Source organism: Sphingobacterium sp. B29 (assembly GCF_001952815.1).
Taxonomy (GTDB): domain Bacteria; phylum Bacteroidota; class Bacteroidia; order Sphingobacteriales; family Sphingobacteriaceae; genus Sphingobacterium; species Sphingobacterium siyangense.
This window is the reverse complement of record NZ_CP019158.1, coordinates 2,744,617-2,764,659: the sequence shown is the minus strand read 5'-3', so window position 1 is coordinate 2,764,659 and position 20,043 is coordinate 2,744,617. Positions and strand designations below refer to the sequence as shown.

At 41.0% G+C, this 20,043-nt stretch carries 14 protein-coding genes; 10 read left to right on the top strand and 4 right to left on the bottom strand.

The genetic code is table 11. The features are described from left to right. Positions 1-246: 246 nt before the first annotated feature. The 7 genes from BV902_RS11360 to BV902_RS11330 all read left to right on the top strand — a co-directional run bounded on the left by BV902_RS11360 (position 247) and on the right by BV902_RS11330 (position 11,833). Positions 247-1,422, top strand: coding sequence for a FecR family protein (locus BV902_RS11360; protein WP_075992022.1), 1,176 nt, complete (start codon positions 247-249; stop codon positions 1,420-1,422). 223 nt (positions 1,423-1,645) lie between these two features. Then, positions 1,646-5,035, top strand: coding sequence for a SusC/RagA family TonB-linked outer membrane protein (locus BV902_RS11355; protein WP_172840665.1), 3,390 nt, complete (start codon positions 1,646-1,648; stop codon positions 5,033-5,035). 17 nt (positions 5,036-5,052) lie between these two features. Then, the gene (locus BV902_RS11350) at positions 5,053-6,708 is read left to right on the top strand and encodes a RagB/SusD family nutrient uptake outer membrane protein (RefSeq protein ID WP_075992021.1); all 1,656 of its coding nucleotides are present in this window, start codon (positions 5,053-5,055) and stop codon (positions 6,706-6,708) included. Between the two features lie 55 nt (positions 6,709-6,763). Beyond that, a complete protein-coding gene (locus tag BV902_RS11345) occupies positions 6,764-8,287 on the top strand; it encodes a sulfatase-like hydrolase/transferase (protein WP_075992020.1) in 1,524 nt (507 codons plus the stop codon). Positions 8,288-8,296: 9 nt separating this feature from the next. Next, the gene (locus tag BV902_RS11340) at positions 8,297-9,775 is read left to right on the top strand and encodes an arylsulfatase (protein ID WP_216640462.1); all 1,479 of its coding nucleotides are present in this window, start codon (positions 8,297-8,299) and stop codon (positions 9,773-9,775) included. A 198-nt stretch (positions 9,776-9,973) separates the two neighbouring features. Continuing rightward, positions 9,974-10,567, top strand: coding sequence for an RNA polymerase sigma factor (locus BV902_RS11335; RefSeq protein WP_075992019.1), 594 nt, complete (start codon positions 9,974-9,976; stop codon positions 10,565-10,567). Between the two features lie 675 nt (positions 10,568-11,242). Further along, complete coding sequence (locus tag BV902_RS11330; RefSeq protein ID WP_075994726.1) at positions 11,243-11,833, top strand: riboflavin synthase; 591 nt, start codon at positions 11,243-11,245, stop codon at positions 11,831-11,833. Between the two features lie 91 nt (positions 11,834-11,924). Here BV902_RS11330 and BV902_RS11325 read toward each other — a convergent pair whose 3' ends face one another. Further along, positions 11,925-13,724 (bottom strand): chloride channel protein, encoded by a 1,800-nt coding sequence (locus tag BV902_RS11325; RefSeq protein WP_075992018.1) that lies wholly within the window; start codon positions 13,722-13,724, stop codon positions 11,925-11,927. A 6-nt stretch (positions 13,725-13,730) separates the two neighbouring features. Then, positions 13,731-14,669 (bottom strand): hydrogen peroxide-inducible genes activator, encoded by a 939-nt coding sequence (locus BV902_RS11320; protein ID WP_075992017.1) that lies wholly within the window; start codon positions 14,667-14,669, stop codon positions 13,731-13,733. Between the two features lie 226 nt (positions 14,670-14,895). Here BV902_RS11320 and BV902_RS11315 point away from each other — a divergent pair, with 226 nt between their 5' ends. Further along, positions 14,896-17,058 carry a S46 family peptidase gene (locus BV902_RS11315; RefSeq protein ID WP_075992016.1) on the top strand — a complete coding sequence of 721 codons (2,163 nt, stop codon included), beginning with the start codon at positions 14,896-14,898 and terminating at the stop codon, positions 17,056-17,058. Between the two features lie 178 nt (positions 17,059-17,236). On the opposite strand, the gene BV902_RS11310 is transcribed toward BV902_RS11315, so the two are convergent. Beyond that, a complete protein-coding gene (locus BV902_RS11310; protein WP_075992015.1) occupies positions 17,237-18,415 on the bottom strand; it encodes a MalY/PatB family protein in 1,179 nt (392 codons plus the stop codon). Between the two features lie 181 nt (positions 18,416-18,596). Between BV902_RS11310 and BV902_RS11305 the strand changes: the two genes are divergently transcribed. Then, the gene (locus BV902_RS11305; protein WP_075992014.1) at positions 18,597-18,980 is read left to right on the top strand and encodes a diacylglycerol kinase; all 384 of its coding nucleotides are present in this window, start codon (positions 18,597-18,599) and stop codon (positions 18,978-18,980) included. On the opposite strand, the gene BV902_RS11300 is transcribed toward BV902_RS11305, so the two are convergent. After that, positions 18,963-19,451 carry a hypothetical protein gene (locus BV902_RS11300; RefSeq protein WP_083663565.1) on the bottom strand — a complete coding sequence of 163 codons (489 nt, stop codon included), beginning with the start codon at positions 19,449-19,451 and terminating at the stop codon, positions 18,963-18,965. The genes BV902_RS11305 and BV902_RS11300 overlap by 18 nt on opposite strands. A 265-nt stretch (positions 19,452-19,716) precedes the next feature. Between BV902_RS11300 and BV902_RS11295 the strand changes: the two genes are divergently transcribed. Further along, positions 19,717-19,905, top strand: coding sequence for a hypothetical protein (locus BV902_RS11295; protein ID WP_075992013.1), 189 nt, complete (start codon positions 19,717-19,719; stop codon positions 19,903-19,905). The last annotated feature ends 138 nt before the right edge of the window (positions 19,906-20,043 follow it).

The following is a 20,043-nucleotide window of genomic DNA, read 5'->3' as shown; positions in this document are numbered from 1 at the left end:
CGCCGACCTTTTACAAGTTACAGCTGATAAATCCCTTTAACCATCAAGCTTTAAGTAAAAACAATAATCTTCTTTAAAGATGCGAATTAATTCGTTAAGATAAATGCCAAAGCTATATTGGACGTGGTATTGACGATATTGGTCTGTTGGAGCTTAATATTTGTCGACGTGCTACACCTGATTATTTTTTTACTTTTTTACTAAGGTTTATCCTCCCTGTTCCGTATCTATCTAAAATTATATACCATGAGATTGACTGATGATATCAAGCAACTAATCATAAAGTACATCGGCGACAACTTAACGTCCGATGAAAAGACCGATTTAAAGTTATGGATGGATGAATCAGCAGAACATCGTGTTTTTTTTGAAGACCTCCTGGATAACCATGATTTGATAAACGACCTGAATCAATGGAGCGAGCTTCAGGCTTCAGATACAATGGATTGGAACGAAAGGTTAAAAGCAAAGACCCTAGAAACTATTCGGACCTCTGCCGTTAAACCATCTCCTATCAGAAACATAAAACACCTGCTTCCCTACGCAGCAGCTTTAATAAGCATAATCTTAGGAGGTTTGATGTATTTCATGGTTAGAAAACAAGTTGCACCGGTCAGTAATCGAATCGTCTTAAATGACGTAGAAGCACAGAGCAACCAGGCAGAAATACGGCTTTCGAACGGCAAAGTGCTCCAGGTATCGAGTCAGAAAGGAGCCTTGGTTTCAGGAGACAATTTAACCTACGAAGACGGTACTATCCTTCAAAACGCATCTTTAAAAGGAGATCTGATGGCCACCGTCAACACCCCTGCTGGCACGATGCTGCAACTCCAACTGGAAGATGGATCGGAGATTACGCTCAATGCAAAAACAACACTCAAATACCCGCTTCATTTTGCAAAAAACAAACGTGTTGTTGAAGTGGACGGTGAAGCCTATTTTAAAATTGCAAAAAATAAAAAGGTACCCTTCCATGTTCTTTCCAACGGGCAACAAATTGAAGTCACGGGCACTGAATTCAACGTAAATACCTATTCAAAATCCCAAAGTAGTACAACGCTTATAGAGGGGAGTATCAATCTATCGGCGCAAGGGCAAACGTTACAGCTCAAGCCCAATCAGCAAGCGCTCTTAGCTTCGGGTCAACTATCTAAAAAAGTGGTCGATCCCGCTAATTACATCGCATGGCTCGACAATAAATTCTATTTTAATGAAACGGACCTCCATACTGCTCTACAACTGATCGGCCAATGGTATGACCTGCAAATCATCTACACGCAACCGATAAAAGAAACACTTTTATATGGCGAAATTAAACGCACGAAAAGTCTCGCGGCAGTCCTAAAGATCCTGGAGCGTAGCCATATTAAATTTGACTTGATACAAGAAAATGGAGTTCGTAAACTCTTTGTTTCAAACTAACCAATTATCCATGAAATAACCCAAAAACAACAATTATGAGAAAACCAACCTAACGAGACCAAACGAGATACTAAAAAAGCCGACCAATGCTACGAACATTAATCGGCCATAATAGCGATCTCCATTTTTGACCGATTTACCCAATCAGTTTAATAATAGATTATATCCCTAATTCAACAAATTTATGAATTTTAATTTTCTTGTTCATAGAAATCGAATTGCTGTGAACATACCCAAGCAATGGAAGACCAAAATGAAGCTTAGTGCCTTTTTTACCCTTGCATGTGTTGTTAAGCTGTCTGCAGCTAGCTACGCACAATCAATTACTATTAACGCCAAAAAAATGTCTTTGGTGCAGGTATTACGTACCATCCAAAAACAGAGTGGCGTCCCCTTTCTGTTGAATGGTAAAGAACTTGCCGACATTAAAATTGAGGCGCAGGTTCGTAATATGCCTTTAGAAAAAGCCATACAGGTTCTCTTAAAAGACCAACCTGTCGATTGGAGTTTTCAGGACAATATGCTTGTCGTAACGAAGTTAAAAACAAATTATCCGACTTATGAGCTTCCAAATAACTACACGTTAGTACAACAAACCCGCACATTCAAAGGAAATGTTCACGATAGCAAAGGAACAATGCTTCAGGGCGCGACGATTATAATAAAAGGTTCGACAAGGGCAACCACGACAGATGAAAGTGGTAACTTTCAGATCGAAGCAAATAATAATGCCGTACTCGTGATTAAAATGATCGGCTACCAAACCAAAGAAATCCCATTATCCAACCAGCTTTACCTGAATATTGAACTTAGCCAACAGGTCGATGCTTTGGAAGAAGTCGTCGTCGTAGGCTACGGTACGACAAAAAAGAAAGAATTAATCGGTTCGGTTTCCCAAGTTGATGGGAAACAACTAGCCAAACGCTCCGTTCCCCAGCTTGCGCAAGCCCTCACAGGTCAAATGCCCGGTGTGACCGTCATACAGCGATCTGGTCAGCCTGGTGCAGCAAACAATACCATACAGATCCGTGGTGTGGGTTCGTTCGGTGCAAGTACCGACGCGCTTATTTTAGTCGACGGTATACCCACCAATTCCTTCAATGATATCGATCCAAATGATGTTGCATCTATCTCGGTACTGAAAGACGCTTCCTCCGCTGCGATATATGGAGCTAGAGCCGCCAACGGTGTTATTCTGGTTACAACAAAAACCGGGGCAACAGGTGGAAAATTAACGGTCAATTACAATGGCTATTACGGTATCCAGAAACCAACAGCGTTCCCCGAATTTGTCAACTCTTGGGAGTACGCTTCCTTGCTCAATGAAACCACAAGTGGCGGCGGAGGCTACACCGCAGAGGAGATCCAAAAATTTAAAGATGGCTCGGATCCCGACAACTACCCAAATAGTAATTACTTGACCAGTTCATTCAAGTCCCAAGCGGCGCAAACAGGCCACAACTTAAATATATCCAATACCACAGATAAAATACAATACACCTTATCTGCGGGCTTTCTCAATCAAAAAGGTATTGTCATCAAAAACAATTTTGACAAATACAATGTCCGCCTCAATCTCATATCAAACCTCAATGACAAGCTCAAATTAACGACGCGGGTAGCAGCAATTCAGACCGAAACAGACGAACCCGCAGCACCGGCAACGCTTGACTTCTCCAGCATGACGGATATCATTTCTCAGGTGATTCGCTATCCCGCCATATACCCGATCCGCCTGAGCAACGGCGACTGGGGCGCAGGGAATAACCTGAAGGGGACACCAGTATCTTTCCTCGAGAGCGAATCTTTCTACAAAGAAAAAGTGTCTAATATCTCCGGAAACGCAAGACTCGACTGGAAACCGATTTCAGATCTGACCTTGTCCGCTATTGGGGGCTATACGCAGACGAATGGCCGCACAAAACTTTTTAGAGCATCACAACGGATCAACAATTCCATTACGCTCGGACCTTCTAGCCTCAATCAAACTGCTCCTTATGAAACATATAAAACGTTTCAGGCCTTAGCAGACTATAATAAAACGATCGGGGAACATTCCCTGAAAATATTGGGCGGTTATTCTTTCGAGAAAGGCTACAGCGAAGGTTTAAGCGCTTACCGCCAGAATTTTCCCAGCAATGATCTTACCGAGTTAAATGTAGGTTCACCAGATGGACAACAAAATACTGGTACAGCTACTGAGTGGGCATTGGAATCGTTATTTGCACGCATACAATATAACTATGCCAAGAAATACCTGGTCGAAGGTGTTGTTCGATACGATGGATCTTCCCGTTTTCCAACCGATAAAAAGTATGCCACTTTTCCTTCAATTGCAGTAGGTTGGCTACTGAGTGAAGAATCGTTTATAAAGGACCACTATAGCTGGATAGACGAATTGAAAATCAAAGGATCTTATGGAGTTCTCGGTAACCAAAATATTGTCAATAATGTCCAACAGCGCGTTGTCTCTAACTACCCATACCAGGATGTGTTAAATCCGGGTTACAATTACCCCTTTGGAAACACTATTTCTCCAGGGGTCGCCCGAACAACAATTGTTGACCCTATGCTACGCTGGGAATCGACCCGAACGGCAGATGCGGGCGTGGAAGTGGCTTTATTTAAAAATTTACTGACATTCAGCAGTACCTATTACAACCGATATACTTACGATATTTTGGTGAGCCCAGGTTCTAGTGTTTCCAAAATTTTGGGTTTTGAAGTAGGTGTACAAAATTCTGGAAAACTTCGAAATACAGGCTGGGAATTTACACTAGGGCATCAAAAAAAATTAAATGATTTTTCTTACAACGTAAATCTGAACTTCTCTACGGTCAAAAATAGGGTCGTCGATTTGGGTGTCGGCAATATCAATCAACCGAATGGCTTAGTGGGAAATGGTTCCACCCTGTTTATCGGTTACCCGATTCAAGCCTACTACGGCTACCAGGCCGATGGCTTGTTTATTGATGCAGCCGATATTGCAAGCTATGCCAATCAAACCAGCATCAACCCCAAACCTCAACCGGGTGATATCCGATACAAGGACATCAGTGGCCCCGACGGTGTACCTGATGGAAAAGTAGACGCTACGTACGACCGAACTGTGATTGGATCACGCATCCCCAAATACACCTACGGGATAAATATCGGAATGAACTACAAAGGGTTTGACATAGGAATACTTCTCCAAGGTGTAAGCGGTGTTAAAGGCTTATTGGACAATTATGCTGGATTTGCGCTGACACAAAACGGCAATATCCAACGCTGGCAAGCTGATGGCAGATGGACTGCAGCCAATCCCGATCGAAATGCCATATATCCAAGAATTGAACAATTGCCGAATACCGGCACACCAAATACCCTGCTATCGGACTACTGGTTACTGGACGCAAGCTACCTGCGGCTCAAGAACATCCAATTGGGTTATACCATTCCTAAGCACATCCTTAACAAATGGAAATTGTCGGGTCTAAGGGTTTACGCAAATGCCGAAAACCTATTCACGAAAAGCAACTATAGAAAAGGATGGGATCCCGAAATCAATTCAAGCGGAGCCTACTACCCTATTATGCGCAATTTTACATTTGGGGTTAACCTTAGTTTTTAACCAATCGATAAAAAACCATGATACATATCTCATATAAACCTATAAAATTGGCCTTATGCATTCTTTTTGCATCAAGCCTAAGTACCAGTTGCAAAAAACAACTGGAAACCAATCCACTGGATAAATTTGCCAACGAAACCTTTTGGACAAACGAAACGAATGCTCGAGCAGCGCTGACAGGATTATACAAAGCGGAAATACAAATGAACTCTCTAGCCGAATTCAGCCCCACAGATTGGTGGTCCTATAACGGTCTGCTTTACCTGGAGTTTGCTTCGGACAATGCCTACGATAGACGTGGTGATAATTCGGTTTTCAACAAACTATCCGATGGCACCTTAACGAGCAATAATAGCAACTTAGACAATTATTGGATGTATACCTACAAGAAAATCGCCCGTGTAAATTATTTTCTTGAAAATATAGATAAAACTCCTATTTCAGCAGATCTACTCGCACGATTTAAAGCAGAAGCCCGGTTTATTCGTGCTTGCCAATATTTCTACCTGTCCCAATACTGGGGTGATGCCCCTTTAGTTACCAAAACTTTAACGCCCAGTGAAGCGAATCAGGTTTCCAAAGCGAAAAAACAGAAATTGGTTACGTTTGTCGCGCGTGAATTGCAGGAAGCGGCAAACGACTTACCTAGTTATGGCAAATTGACGACCGCAGAAAGGGGCCGCGCAAGCAAACAGGCAGCCCTCGCTTTCCTTGGACGCATCCAACTGGCAGAAAAATCTTACGCCGACGCTATCAAAAGCTATGAGCAGATCATCAATGCCAATGAAAATAACATAGATCCTAACTATTCAGGCTTATTTAATGGAACCAACGAAACGAGTAAAGATATTATTTTTGCCACGCAGTACTTGGTTGATCTTGCCGGAAACGGTATGTTTCAGCACAATTTTCCGGCAATCGCAGGCGGCTGGCATCTTCACTGTCCGCTCGGTAGTCTTGTAGAAAGCTATGGTTTCACCGATGGAACGGCATTTTCGTATGATGATGCGCGCTATAATCCGCAAGACATCAGCAAAAACCGGGATCCGCGTTTAGCCTTCACCGTGATAACGAATGGTGATCGTTTCAAAAACCTTAAATATACATCTCACCCCGACTCCACCCTATCTATCGACCAATTGACCACAACAAAACAGGCCACTCGTACGGGCTACGGATTACGCAAGTTCAACGACGAAGGGTTTAGTGGAAACTTACAAAACTCTGGAGCCGACGTTCCTATTGTACGCTACGCCGAAGTTCTCCTGAGTTACCTTGAAGCCAAACTCGAAAATGGAGATCCTATTACCAGCGACTTACTCGACAAAACCATCAACGCTGTCAGAAAAAGAAGCAGCGTTAATATGCCAGCCATTAACGTCCAAAGTAGTACCTCCTTGCGCACGACGTTACGCAACGAAAGACGTGTGGAACTCGCATTGGAAGGACTTCGTTATTGGGATTTACTACGTTGGGGTATCGCAAAGGATGTACTGAAAGGTGACTTTTATGGCGCCCCATTTCCAAATGCGAAAAATCTTCGAATAAAATCCGGTGGAAGTAAAGACCCTTATAGCCGATGGTATGTGACCAGCAAATCCTTCCGGGCTGGCCAAGATGAACATTGGCCGATTCCGCAAAATGAAGTTAATATCAATCCAAATTTAAAATAGTATCTTGGGTATCGTCAATTGTCAAACGATACCCTTTAAACAAAACTTAACGTATATGAAGAAGCCACTATCCCTAACGTTATTACTCTCCTCGAGCCTTTTCGCAGCGCTCCCCACGGTTAGTTTTGCCCAAAAGGCTAGTAAACCAAATGTGATCTATATTTATGCAGACGACCTTGGTTTTGGTGATTTAAGCAGCTATGGTGCCAAACAGATCGAAACCCCCAACCTGGATAAGCTCGCCCAAAGCGGCGTACGATTTACCAATGCTCATAGTACTTCGGCAACTTGTACCCCTTCCCGTTTTGCATTGATGACCGGTACGTATCCCTGGCGTCAGGAAGGTACAGGCATTCTGCCCGGAGATGCCAAGCTAATCGTTCCTACTGATAAAATCACCTTACCCAAAGTATTTAAACATGCGGGCTACGCTACTGCCATTGTTGGCAAATGGCATATGGGACTCGGAAATCAGGTCCAAAAAGACTGGAATGCCCCCATAAAACCCGGGCCTAACGATGTAGGTTTTGACTATTCATTCATTTTTCCTGCAACAGCAGATCGCGTCCCAACAGTGTTCCTTGAAAATGATCAGGTCGTGGCTGCAGAGGCCAATGATCCAATCCTGGTCGACTATGAAAAGAAAATAGGTAACGACCCCACAGGAAAAGAGCATCCCGAACTGCTCAAAATGCATTCTTCACCTGGCCAGGGACATAATCAGACTATTGTCAACGGTATCGGAAGAATCGGTTACATGAGCGGTGGAACACGTGCCAGATGGGTAGACGAAGAAGTTTCCACAACATTTCTTCACAAAGCCCAGGACTTTATTTCACAACACCAAAACAAACCGTTCTTTCTCTACTTCTGCTTGACAGAACCACACGTCCCTCGCATGCCAGCAACACAATTTAAAGGTAAAAGCAAACTCGGCTACCGCGGCGATGCTATTCTGCAGTTAGATTGGACCGTCGGACAAATTCAACAGCAATTGCAACTTTTGGGACTTGACAAAAACACAATTATAATTTTCAGCAGCGACAACGGCCCCGTTCTCGACGACGGGTATATGGATGGCGCTGTGGCCCTGCAAAATGGTCATTTACCTGCAGGTCCACTACGCGGTGGTAAATATAGTATCTTCGAGGGTGGAACTCGCGTACCCTTTATCGTGAGCGGCAAAGGTGTTGCACAGGGGAAAGTTTCCAATGCATTGATCAGCCAAATAGATCTCTTGGCAACAAGTGCCCAATTATTGGATGTTCCACTAAAGGCAGATGAAGCAAAAGATAGCGCGCCGCTCTTGAAAACCTTAACCGGTCAAGATAATAAGGGACGTAGTAGTATGGTTCAGCACGCACAGACACTTGCCATCGTAAAGGATGAATGGAAATATATTGCGCCAAGCAAAGGTTCCCCCTACATGAAATTAACCGATACAGAAACAGGAAGTCTTCCGGAAGATCAGTTATACGATCTTAAAAATGATATCGGCGAAAAGAATAATGTGGCTTCAAAATATCCAGAAAAGGTCGCTGAACTCAAGCAATTATTGGAAGGAGAACGTAAAAAATGAAACTAAAAGTTGGACTTTCCCTCATCCTCCTCGGATGGGGGACTCTTTTTGCACAACAAAAGAAAAAGCAGCATAAATTGCCCAATATCATATTTTTTTTATGCAGACGATTTAGGTTATGCCGAAACTGAGCCCTATGGACAACGATTGATCAAAACACCACATATCCAGCAGCTGGCACATGAAGGTTTACGCTTTATAAACCACTATACAAGTACTCCAGTATGCGCCCCAGCCCGTTGCATGTTATTAACGGGCAAGCATGGTGGCCAATCTTATATTCGTGGAAATTATGAATTGGGCGGTTTCGCAGATAGTCTCGAGGGTGGCCAGATGCCACTACCTGAAGGAACGTATACCATGGCTCACCTATTTAAAAAAGCCGGTTATCAGACCGCTGCCATTGGAAAGTGGGGACTTGGAATGAATAATTCCACCGGAAGCCCCAATAAACAGGGATTTGACTATTTCTTCGGTTACCTGGACCAAAAACAGGCACACAATTATTACCCAACACATCTTTGGGAAAATGAAACAAAATATCCCCTTCAAAACAAGGAAAAATTTGTCCATTCTCCTTTAGATTCCAGTAAGGCCACGGCGGAGGACTTCAAACAGTTTGACGGTAAGGAATATGCACCTGAACTAATGACTGAGAAAGCACTGGCTTTTATCGACAAAAACCAACGCAAACCTTTTTTCTTATACCTTCCTTATACATTGCCGCACTTATCACTACAAGTTCCACAGGAATATGTAGATAAATATAAGGACCTCTTCCATGACAAACCTTATTACGGACAGGACGGCTATACGGCTACCCCCTATCCAAGAGCAACCTATGCCGGTATGATCACCTATCTGGATGACCAGGTCGGCACGATTATGAAGCATATCAAATCATTGGGAATAGATGACAATACTATTATTCTATTCTCCAGTGACAACGGAACTGGCTTTAATGGGGGCATAGATTATCGTTTTTTCCGCAGTGTCGATTCACTTCGGGGATTGAAAATGGATGTTTTTGAAGGCGGTATCAAAGTTCCGTTAATTGTCAGGTGGCCCAACCGCATCAAAGCGAATTCCGAAACAGACTTGATTTCGGCCCAATACGATCTCATGGCTACCTTCGCTCAGCTGGTTCAACAAAGCCCCGGCCACAGCAATGGGCTCTCCCTCCTTCCAACCTGGCTGGGTCAAAAGAACCAACAAAAACATCAATATCTCTATTTCGAATATCCAGAAAAGGGTGGCCAGATCGCCATACGCGAAGGACGCTGGAAGGCCGTCAAACTCGATCTGAAGAAAAACCCTAAAGCAAAATGGCAATTATATGATTTAGCAACAGACCCTTGGGAAGAAAAAGATATCGCGGCACAGCACCCACAAATGCTGCAGCATTTCGATGAAATTGTCAATAATGAACACCAGCCTGCTCATATACAGGAATGGGAGATTGTAGCGAATAAGATGATTAAAAAATAAATCGATTTCTTTCTTAATTTTTTAATCTTAAAAAACTTGGGTTGTCCGGATTGAATCATGACAACCCAAGTTTTTTATGTAATTTAGCCAAGCAATCCATAGCGGGGCTCGAATGTGAATTTACCTATTGAATGATGTATTGACCATAAGGAGCACAACATATCCCGAAGGCCAACGTAAAACGATCAATAACCAAGTATGCGGCAAATAGAATCATACATCAATACACTGAAAGAAGGTGATGAAATGGCCTTATGCTTTTTTATGGATCATTTTGGTCATTCTTTACGCTATTTTGCCTTTTCTTATCTCCGCAACAAAACCGATGCCGAGGAAATTGTCTCAGATGTTTTTGTTAAACTCTGGAATAATAGACAAAAGGTAGAGCATTATGAAAGCCTCAAAGCCTTTCTTTTTATCGCTACTAAAAATGCCTGTATCGATATGCAAAGAACTACTCAATTCAAAATACGGAAAGAGGAACTCGATATTCTGCAGCATATGTCAGTTCCGGATGAAGATGTACTCAAGAAAATATTCCGAACAGAACTCAGCGAGTTGTTACTTGCTGAAATCAATTTGCTTCCCAAACAACAAGCTCAGATCTGCAAGCTCAGTTTTTTGGAAGGCTTGAATACAGATGAAATTTGTGAAACATTGAACACAACCGCATCAACCATCTATTATGCGAGATCCAAAGCATTGCATGCGTTAAAAGAACGTTTCAAATCGAAAAAATTTGAATATCTCACCATCCTAATGCTGACAGCATGGTATACCTTCAAAAGTTAACGGCTACCACACAGCCCTCATCCTCCTCCCAGAAATTTATAAAAGAAAGTAAACAGCTTGTTATTAAGTGTTTAGTGGAGTAATAATCAAAAAAAAAACGATCACAAAAAAAAGCTTAGCATTCGGTCGGGCGACCTGCTAAGCTTTTATAAATACCTCTTTGTAAGAGGCAATCAACCTAAACCTAGGACAAAGATAGTGGTTCAAATGATATAAACAAAAATTTTGTTATATTTTTTTTCAACTCCCATAAATTTGTTTTAGCATAGCAATCACAAAAGGAATAGTAAGTGTACAATGTACACTACAATCTTTTTGCATTTTTCAACAGATTATTTTTTTGGTTGCTTCACTCAACTAGTCCCAGCCACAGTATTTAACCCTTGCATTATTTATCTTTACAACAGAATGACCGGTCATCTCCTGCCCTCATTTTATCTATCACTTTTATCTTTACGCACTCAATTGCATCCATAAATATACCCTACACGTCAATACAGACCACAATTGTTGATTGCCCCTTAACTTTCAAGTTTGCCATTCAACTTAATTTGGTGGTGAAGTCTGACTTCAGATGTAATCACCATGAGCTCTTATCTACCACATTTGTGCGATCTAAACATCGATATTTCATTTAATTATTTAGTAACTTTGGAATCAATCAAAAAAAATATCATGTTTACTGGAATCATAGAAACCCTAGGAAAAATAGAAAATATCGAACAGGAAAAAAGCAATATCCATTTTTACGTCAGTTCTGCTATTTCCAATGAACTTAAAATAGACCAGAGTGTAAGTCATAATGGCGTTTGCCTTACTGTTGTCGGATTGAACAATGATCAGCATAAAGTGACGGCAATTGATGAAACCTTGCAAAAGACAAATCTCGCTCAATTAAGGATGGGCGACCTGATCAATTTGGAACGTTGTACTTTGGCAGGAGGAAGATTTGATGGACATATCGTCCAGGGACATGTGGATCAGACTGCGCGTTGTATCCAAAAGAAAGATGAAAATGGTAGTTTTATTTTTACCTTTCAATATGATATTTCCAAACAAAATATCACCGTAGAAAAAGGATCCATTACCGTAAATGGTATCAGCTTGACAGTAGTAGACTCTAAAGACGATCAGTTTTCAGTTGCTATCATTCCGTATACACTAGAGCATACCAACTTACAACAAGTTGAGGTGGGTAGCACAGTCAACTTGGAGTTTGATATTATCGGAAAATATGTCACAAAGATAATGGCTTTACGCGCTTAAAAAATTTGCTATGCTTCCTCGGGTTTAAAGCCGACCCAAGGGAGCATATCCGAACACACTTCGTTTCGCGTTCTAACAATGTATACTCAGTTTATTCCAAATAGTGTCCCTGACGTATCAATAACGCGCGATATTTGTTGAAAACACTCGATTTGGAAACAAAGCCCATATACTTATTTTCATCCCCCAAAACTGGAAGTATCCACGTGTCGTCCTTATTCATTTTAGCCATCACGATTTCCATGTTTTCATTGATACCTACCGTATCATTTGGCTTCTGAGCTAACTTTTCGAAAGTCGTATCCCCCCCATCCACTTCACCCAATAATACGGAGAATAGAAACTCGCTATAAAGAAGCCCCATAAATTTGCCTTCGTAATCAACCACTGGAAAGATATTGCGTTTACTATGGATAATGTCTGTTTGTCGACCTTTTGGTGTTTCGTCGGGGCGTAAGATCACAAAATTAGTTTCCAATACATATTTTATCCGCATCATACTTAACACGGATCGATCCTTGTCTTCATAGGAAATCAGATCGCCAGACTCCGCCAATACCTTGGTGTAAATGGAATGCTTTAAAACCGACCGATTAATCAAATAGGAAATGGAACAAACCAGCATCAATGGAACCATCAAGGTATAACCTCCGGTCACTTCTGCAATCAAAAATATACCTGTCAATGGCGCGTGCATAATGCCGCTCAACGCACCGGCCATCCCCGCTACCACAAAATTGGGTACATTTAGCTCGGCAATTCCGGTCAAATTTACACCATAAGAAAATGCAAAGCCCAACAGACCTCCCATCACTAAACTTGGCCCAAATACCCCACCATTTCCACCGCCATTTAATGTAAATAACGCAGCAAGGGATTTTCCAAATAAAGTCAATATCGTGTAGCCCAAAACTACTAATCCCATATCCTTGTAGTCTGAGAACAAACTGTTCTTAACAATCGAGTTAAACTGACCATTGAGAATCTGCTGAATGGTAATATAGCCCTCACCATACAGCGCTGGGAATACAAAAATCATCAGACCTAAGGCGATACCACTGACCCACACTTTATTATAGGGATTCTTAATCTTAGAAAACCATTTCCCCACACTCCTAGAAACACGTGCAAAGTAAATCGTATAAAGCCCAATCAGCACAGCTAATAGCAAATAAAACAACAATGCCGAAACTTGCCAATCGGAATTGAATGTACTGAATAAGGGTTCATTATAAAGCACCCGAGAGACTACAGAAGCCAATGCCGATGAGATCAGCAAAGGAATGAACACTGGAATGGAAAATTCGGGAAGCAAGATCTCGATAGCAAAAATCATTCCTGCCAAAGGGCTGTTGAAAGCACCTGAAATTCCTGCTGCTGCACCACAAGCCAATAACATGGTAACTTCCTTATACTGCAATCCAAAAAAACGGGCGATATTAGAACCGATCGAAGAACCACCCAAAGCAACAGGAGCTTCCAAACCACAGGACCCGCCAAAGCCAACGGTAATAGCCGATGTCACCACCTGAGAATAAATATTGCTGGGATCCAATCGGCTGCCCTTCCGACTGATGGCATAAATAATCGGGGTAATCCCATGCTCCATCTTCTTCCCTTTCAAAAATTTGCGAACAAAAAACACGCTGAGCAAAATCCCTATCAATGGAAAAATCAAGTAAACCGAGTATTTTACTTTCCAATCGATATCATCCTGTATAGTCGTCGCAATAAAATGGGTTAATCTTTTTAGCACAGATGCCATAATACCACCAACAATTCCAACCAAAAATGCGAGTATAATGATAAAGTTCCGGTTAGAAACTTTCTTCATCCGCCATTGATTGATCTGGTCTATTTTTTTAAAAAAACGTCTTTTGAGGTTTCTCATATCGTCCTATTGAAAGCTCAACACTTCCTTTTTCTTTTTTGTTTTGAATTTATCGGGTACTACGGCCAATATTTCTTTTTCTAAGGCCTGAATTGCATGTCTCTTTACATAATTTTGCGTCGTCACCAATGATATCTCCCGTACTGGTTCCGGTGATTTGAAATAACGGATCCTATCCAATTGTTCATCGGAATAATCCCAAATCGACAACTCAGGCAATATCGTGATTCCGTCGTTGATGTCTACCATACGTTTTAGGGTCTCTACGCTACCCGTATTATACTCAAATCGTCCTGTAAGATCTTGATTATGTTTATGATGACAAATATTAAGCACCTGCCCGCGCATACAATGACCCTCATTGAGCAACCATAGTTTATCATCGGCAATATCATCACCACTTAGTATCTTTTTAGGAAACAGTGGACTATTGGCTGAAATATAAGCGACAAAATTTTCGTAAAATAAGGGTGATTCCAAAATCCCGGGGTCATTTAAGGGAGTAGATAGCACACCACAGTCCAGAAGTCCGACCTTCAATTCATGCACAATCCGTTCTGTCGTATATTCCCATATCTGCAATTGTAGTTTCGGATATTTCTCCATAAATGTGGTCAGCACATTCGGAAGTAAATAAGGTGCGATTGTCGGAATAACACCGACCCGTAGTGTACCCTCAATTTCCCCTTTTTTATCCTGTACGATCTCATTGATCTTTCGGCTTTCCGTCAATACCAATCGAGCTTGAAGAATAATTTTCTCGCCGATTTCTGTAGGAACAACAGGCTGACGGCTCCGGTCGAAGATTTTTGCTCCTAAAGACTCTTCAAGTTTTTGTATTTGCATGCTCAACGTAGGTTGCGTGACAAAACAATTTTCTGCAGCTGCAACAAAACTTCGGTAGGTATCAACAGCTATAATATATTCCAGTTGGATTAAGGTCATCTTACTATCTTTAAAGCACAAAATTACGAATCCTGTCGTAAACCAATGTCAAATCCTTTATAATTAAAGTCAACAGGAGTATTTGGCCTGCCGATTATACAATAAATACCTTGCCAAAAAGGTCCAGTATATCCACTATTGTTACATTAGTTCACATAAAAAATCGATTTCATCAAAATGCTTTTCTTAAATTTGGAGATTTACAACAGTTGATAGTTAAAATCCTATGAAGTTTATAAATCGCACGACAATTGCACTAGCTCTATTCTTAACCATGGCAAACAGTCCTTATAGCAAGGCAAATCCCGATGAGGGAATGTTTCCATTGAGTGAATTAAATAGAGCTGGATTGAAGAAAGCTGGGTTAAAGATCAGTGAGAAAGATATCTACAATCCCGGTCAGGTCGGACTGGTAGATGCCCTGGTTCAAGTCAGTGGATGTACTGGGTCGTTTGTCTCAAACCGTGGTTTGATCATTACCAATCACCACTGCGCTTTTTCTGCCGTTCAACTTGCCAGTACAGCAATCAACAATTACCTAAAAAACGGTTTTGTCGCCCAAAATCAAGAACAGGAAATTGAGGCAAAAGGATTAAAAATAAGAATTACCGATTCTTATGAGGATGTTTCCGCTAAAATATTAAATGCTGTCGCCAACATCAGTGACCCGGTAGAGCGTATCAATACGATCAAACGTAAACAACAGGAACTGGTTAAACAAGCGGAAAAAGAAGATCCCACGATTAAAGCTGAAGTATCGGAAATGTTTATCGGTAAAAGTTATGTCCTATTCCGTTATAAAACAATCGAAGACGTTCGTTTAGTTTATATTCCACGTCAAAACATCGGCGAATTTGGTGGAGAGACAGATAACTGGGTATGGCCACGCCACACGGGAGATTATTCTTTTCTGAGAGCTTATGTCGGCAAAAACGGAAAATCTGCACCTTATTCTAAAGATAACGTTCCTTACCAGCCCAAAAAACACCTTAAAGTCAATCCAAATGGTGTACGGGAGAATGATTTCACCTTTATCCTTGGTTATCCCGGAAAAACATTCCGACACAGACCAGCACAATATATTCAATATCAACAGGAATATCTTTTGCCTTACGTATCCAACCTGTATGATTTCCAAAATAAACAGATGGAGGAAGCAGGAAAAGACAATACCGATATCGCCTTGTCCTTGGCAACACGCATAAAACGTAATGCGAATGTATTGAAAAACTATCGTGGTAAACTCAAGGGCTTACGAGGAATCGACTTGCTATCGACAAAAAAACAAGAAGACGAAGCACTGGCGGCTTTTATCTTAAGTAAACCCGAATTGAAAAACAAATATGGAAGTCTACTCACTGATATTGATGCCTATTATCAGCTGAGCGATCAAGATGCCCTGAAAGAACTTTGGATCAATAATATTTACAATAGTACGAGCTTATTGAAAGTAGCCCGCGACCTAAACGTTCTGAAAACCAACTTGGCAAAGGAAAAATCTTCCCAAGCTGCCAAGCAGCTTTTCGATCTGAATATCGAAAAATTAAAAACCGCTGTTAAAGAAACCTACGAAAGCTACAATAAGCAGGCTGATCAGCGTATTTTCTCCCGAATGTTGGAAGATGCCATTGCATTCCAAGGTAAGAATCAATTGGCCTCCATTCAGAAATTGCAATTTAATACGGGTACCGCACAAGAATTTGCAACAGAGATTATTCAGAACAGTAAACTTGGCGATCAAAATTACATACTAAATACTGTCTTGGCCAATGCCGATGCACTCCAGAAATTTGACGACAAATTATTGGATTTCCAGGGCAAATTGAACAATGATATTGTCCAGTTCGCTGCTGAACAAAAAAGACGTGAAGGGGTACTGAACAAATTAATGGGCGATTATGTCGCCGTCAAGGAAATTTTTCAGGCCAAAAACTTTATTCCTGATGCAAACTCAACCTTACGTCTGACGTATGGGCACATCAAAGGCTACTCTCCTGCTGATGCAACTTATATGAAGCCATTCACGACAATCGAAGGAATCATTCAAAAAGGAAATCTTGGTTTAGCAGAATTTGACTATCCACAAGAAATCAAGACAGCTTACCTCAATAAAAATTTTGGCCCTTATCTTCAAAAAGATCTGGGATCTGTGCCGGTCAATATCTTATATGATATGGATACTACAGGTGGAAATTCAGGATCTCCAATAATGAATGCCAATGGTGAATTAATCGGTGTAAATTTTGACCGTGCTTATGATGCAACAATTAATGATTTCGCCTGGAACGAGAGTTACAGCAGATCCATCGGAGTCGACATTCGTTATGTCCTCTGGGTTGCCGATAAAATCGACAACGCGCATTTCATTCTGAAAGAAATGGGGATTTAATCGGGGCTAAAACAAACCTCAAAAAATCCGCTGCATCGAGAGATACAGCGGATTTTTTGTTCATTACGCTATTTTCTTTTCGCTAAGCGGGAAGATACTATGATCCACGATACTATGAGCCGAAAACTCGCCGTATATCAGAACCTATTCAACTCCTCACTTAGAATTTATCCGTATACTATTTTGCTCCTTGCAGTAAAGAGGAGAAAACAATCTTCAAACGCGACAAGCCTGTTGTCAAGACTTCCCTTGAACAAGCAATGTTGAGGCGAATAAAGGCGTCACTCTCCTTGCCATACATCGCACCGACATTGACCTGTACATGTGCCTCGTCCAATAAGAGCTGCCCCAATTTTCGACTTGAAATCCCCAAAGCGGCGCAATCTACCCATACCAGATAAGTACCCTCCAAAGGAAGGACATGCAAAGCAGGCAGGTATTCAGCCATAAAGCCTTTCAAATAAACATAATTCGCACGAATGTAGCTTAAAGCTTGATCCAACCATTCCCCACCCGACTCATACGCAGCGATCAGGCCTGTAATGGCAAAGGGACTTATGCTACTTATCTCGTTGGCTAAGAAAGCCTGCTGCACTTTCCTTCTGAGTTCAGGATCGGCTACGAAGACCGTAGCGACCTGGAGTCCTGCCAAATTAAAGGTTTTACTCGGTGCTACACAGGTAATCGAATTCGCCAAAAAGGCTGCACTGATGCTCCCAAAAGGAATATGTGTATGGCCCTCAAATACCAGATCGCAATGAATTTCATCCGAAATGACTAAGACCTGATGCCGCAAACAGATTTCACCGAGACGCTCAAGCTCAGCTCTAGTCCAAACACGGCCAGCGGGATTATGTGGACTACATAAAATAAATAACTTGACTTTCGGATCACTTGCTTTATATTCAAAATCTTCAAAATCAATAGCATACTCACCATTGCGGTAAATCAAGTCATTGGAAACCACCTCGGCTTGATTGCGTTCTATTGAGGAAAAAAAACAATGATATACAGGCTCTTGAACCAAAACCTTATCACCCGGTGAGGTAAATGCGCTAACCAAAGCTGAAAGCGCCGGTACCACACCGATAACAGGAAGTATCCATTCCGGCTGAAGTACAAATTTATGCCGCTGCGAAGACCAGCTCATAACCGCGCTGTAAAAAGTAACTGGAATAGTAGCATACCCATATACAGCATGTTGAACCCGCTGCGCAAGCGCATCCACAACAGGTTGTGCTGCTGGAAAGTCCATATCCGCAACCCAGAGTGGAATCAAATCGCCATAATCATGTTGATTCCATTTGACCGAATCGGTACCACGACGAACAATCGTTTTATCAAAATTATAGATCATACAGCAATTTACTCAAAATTAGGCTGCATTTGTAATAAAAGCCCCATAAAGTAAAAAGGATGAACAAGAAAGCGGATCAGATGGATATGGCCAAGGAATAGCTCAGACTAAATACAATAAAAAATCCAGTATGCCTAGATAAGCAGAAAGCGCTATCTTTACAGAAAATAGTAGGACAACTATGGTCAAAAATAACTTTTCATTTCGTGCTAGATTAAAGAGTTTTCACTATGCGTTCAGTGGGCTAAAAACAGCCTGGCAGGAAGAACATAATTTCAGGGTGCATTGTATAGCGGCCATTATTGCCATTACCCTGTCATTTGTGCTTCACATAAGTACCCACGAATGGATTGCTATACTCTTTTCCATTGGTTTTGTATTTGTCTGTGAATTGTTAAATACCGCATTGGAAAATATAGCCGACTTTATCTGTCCTGAAAATAATCCAAACATAAAAAAAATTAAAGATATTGCCGCAGCGGCAGTGATGATCAGCAGCATCACTGCACTATTGATCGGCCTCTTAATTTTTATTCCCAAGCTGATCTCATTGGCCCTTCGTTAAATTTTCTAAGGCAAATTTCTCATCAAAAGCTATCTTTTTAGGATCGGCAAAAGTCATTTTTCCAGCCTTCTCTTCCATCGCACCATAACCTTCCAGTGCACGCTCCTTGGATAATTTAAATATTACCTGGCGGACGGATTCCTGTCCCTCAGAAGAAAAAGTATAATCGGCAGTTAAAATATTCCCCTTCAATACACCATCAATATGTCCCTTATTACGATCTTTTTCCTTCCAGGCATAGCTTAGATCACCCTTTACCTTTTCTCCATCAACAGTGATTGATAATGAAATGGTATCGCCATTTTTAAGGTATTGATACGTACTCTTTCCAGTAAGAAACCTCTCAGCATCCAAAGGTTGAGTACTCTGAACAGTGTCATTGAGTTTCGTGGAAGCATCCTGTTTTTTTTGTTGCTGATGGCAAGCAGCACAACACAGCAACACTATAAATCCAAAATTTATTATTCTCATCGTGTTTTTTTGTTTGATAAAATAGATAGCAATTCAAAAGAAATTTTGTTTTAAATAACTAACTTTTAAAAATTTAAAATTCAGAAAACAAAAAGCAAGCAAATATTGTTTATAAGTTAGATAGCACTCGGCTATTTTAGCACGATATAAGCTATTAAAAATAAACAATTTAGTAACAATAAAATTATTGCTAGCTTATTGTAAAGCTAATTTTTATTAGTAAATTGTACGCTATAAAATTCAGGAATTCTTAACCAATATTAGTATGAAAGATGTAAGCTTTAAGAAATTTGATAGTGGATGTACATCACTCACAAAATTGTCCATTGAAACAGACTTGGCTATTATTGTTAAAGAGCAAGTTACCATTTCTTCCGAATCCAAAGTTGAAAAACTCAGACGCTGTAAAGAAGAATTACTTAAAAGTCTTTGGTTTGTTCAACGTCAATGTTGAGATAACATTTTCCTCCAAATTTCGACTATCCGCTGATCAGCATATTATGGTCTGACAGCCACACATTCAAGTCACTTTTAACACAAAACAAGCCCCTCCGCTGTTATGCTTCGAGGGGCTTTTAATATGTTTAACAAT

What these genes read in the sequence shown, in the direction of transcription:
- BV902_RS11360 (WP_075992022.1), top strand. Translation starts at nt 247, where the DNA reads ATGAGATTGACTGATGATATCAAGCAACTAATCATAAAGTACATCGGC.
- BV902_RS11350 (WP_075992021.1), top strand. Translation starts at nt 5,053, where the DNA reads ATGATACATATCTCATATAAACCTATAAAATTGGCCTTATGCATTCTT.
- BV902_RS11345 (WP_075992020.1), top strand. Translation starts at nt 6,764, where the DNA reads ATGAAGAAGCCACTATCCCTAACGTTATTACTCTCCTCGAGCCTTTTC.
- BV902_RS11335 (WP_075992019.1), top strand. Translation starts at nt 9,974, where the DNA reads ATGCGGCAAATAGAATCATACATCAATACACTGAAAGAAGGTGATGAA.
- BV902_RS11330 (WP_075994726.1), top strand. Translation starts at nt 11,243, where the DNA reads ATGTTTACTGGAATCATAGAAACCCTAGGAAAAATAGAAAATATCGAA.
- BV902_RS11325 (WP_075992018.1), bottom strand. Translation starts at nt 13,724, where the DNA reads ATGAGAAACCTCAAAAGACGTTTTTTTAAAAAAATAGACCAGATCAAT.
- BV902_RS11320 (WP_075992017.1), bottom strand. Translation starts at nt 14,669, where the DNA reads ATGACCTTAATCCAACTGGAATATATTATAGCTGTTGATACCTACCGA.
- BV902_RS11315 (WP_075992016.1), top strand. Translation starts at nt 14,896, where the DNA reads ATGAAGTTTATAAATCGCACGACAATTGCACTAGCTCTATTCTTAACC.
- BV902_RS11310 (WP_075992015.1), bottom strand. Translation starts at nt 18,415, where the DNA reads ATGATCTATAATTTTGATAAAACGATTGTTCGTCGTGGTACCGATTCG.
- BV902_RS11305 (WP_075992014.1), top strand. Translation starts at nt 18,597, where the DNA reads ATGGTCAAAAATAACTTTTCATTTCGTGCTAGATTAAAGAGTTTTCAC.
- BV902_RS11300 (WP_083663565.1), bottom strand. Translation starts at nt 19,451, where the DNA reads ATGAGAATAATAAATTTTGGATTTATAGTGTTGCTGTGTTGTGCTGCT.
- BV902_RS11295 (WP_075992013.1), top strand. Translation starts at nt 19,717, where the DNA reads ATGAAAGATGTAAGCTTTAAGAAATTTGATAGTGGATGTACATCACTC.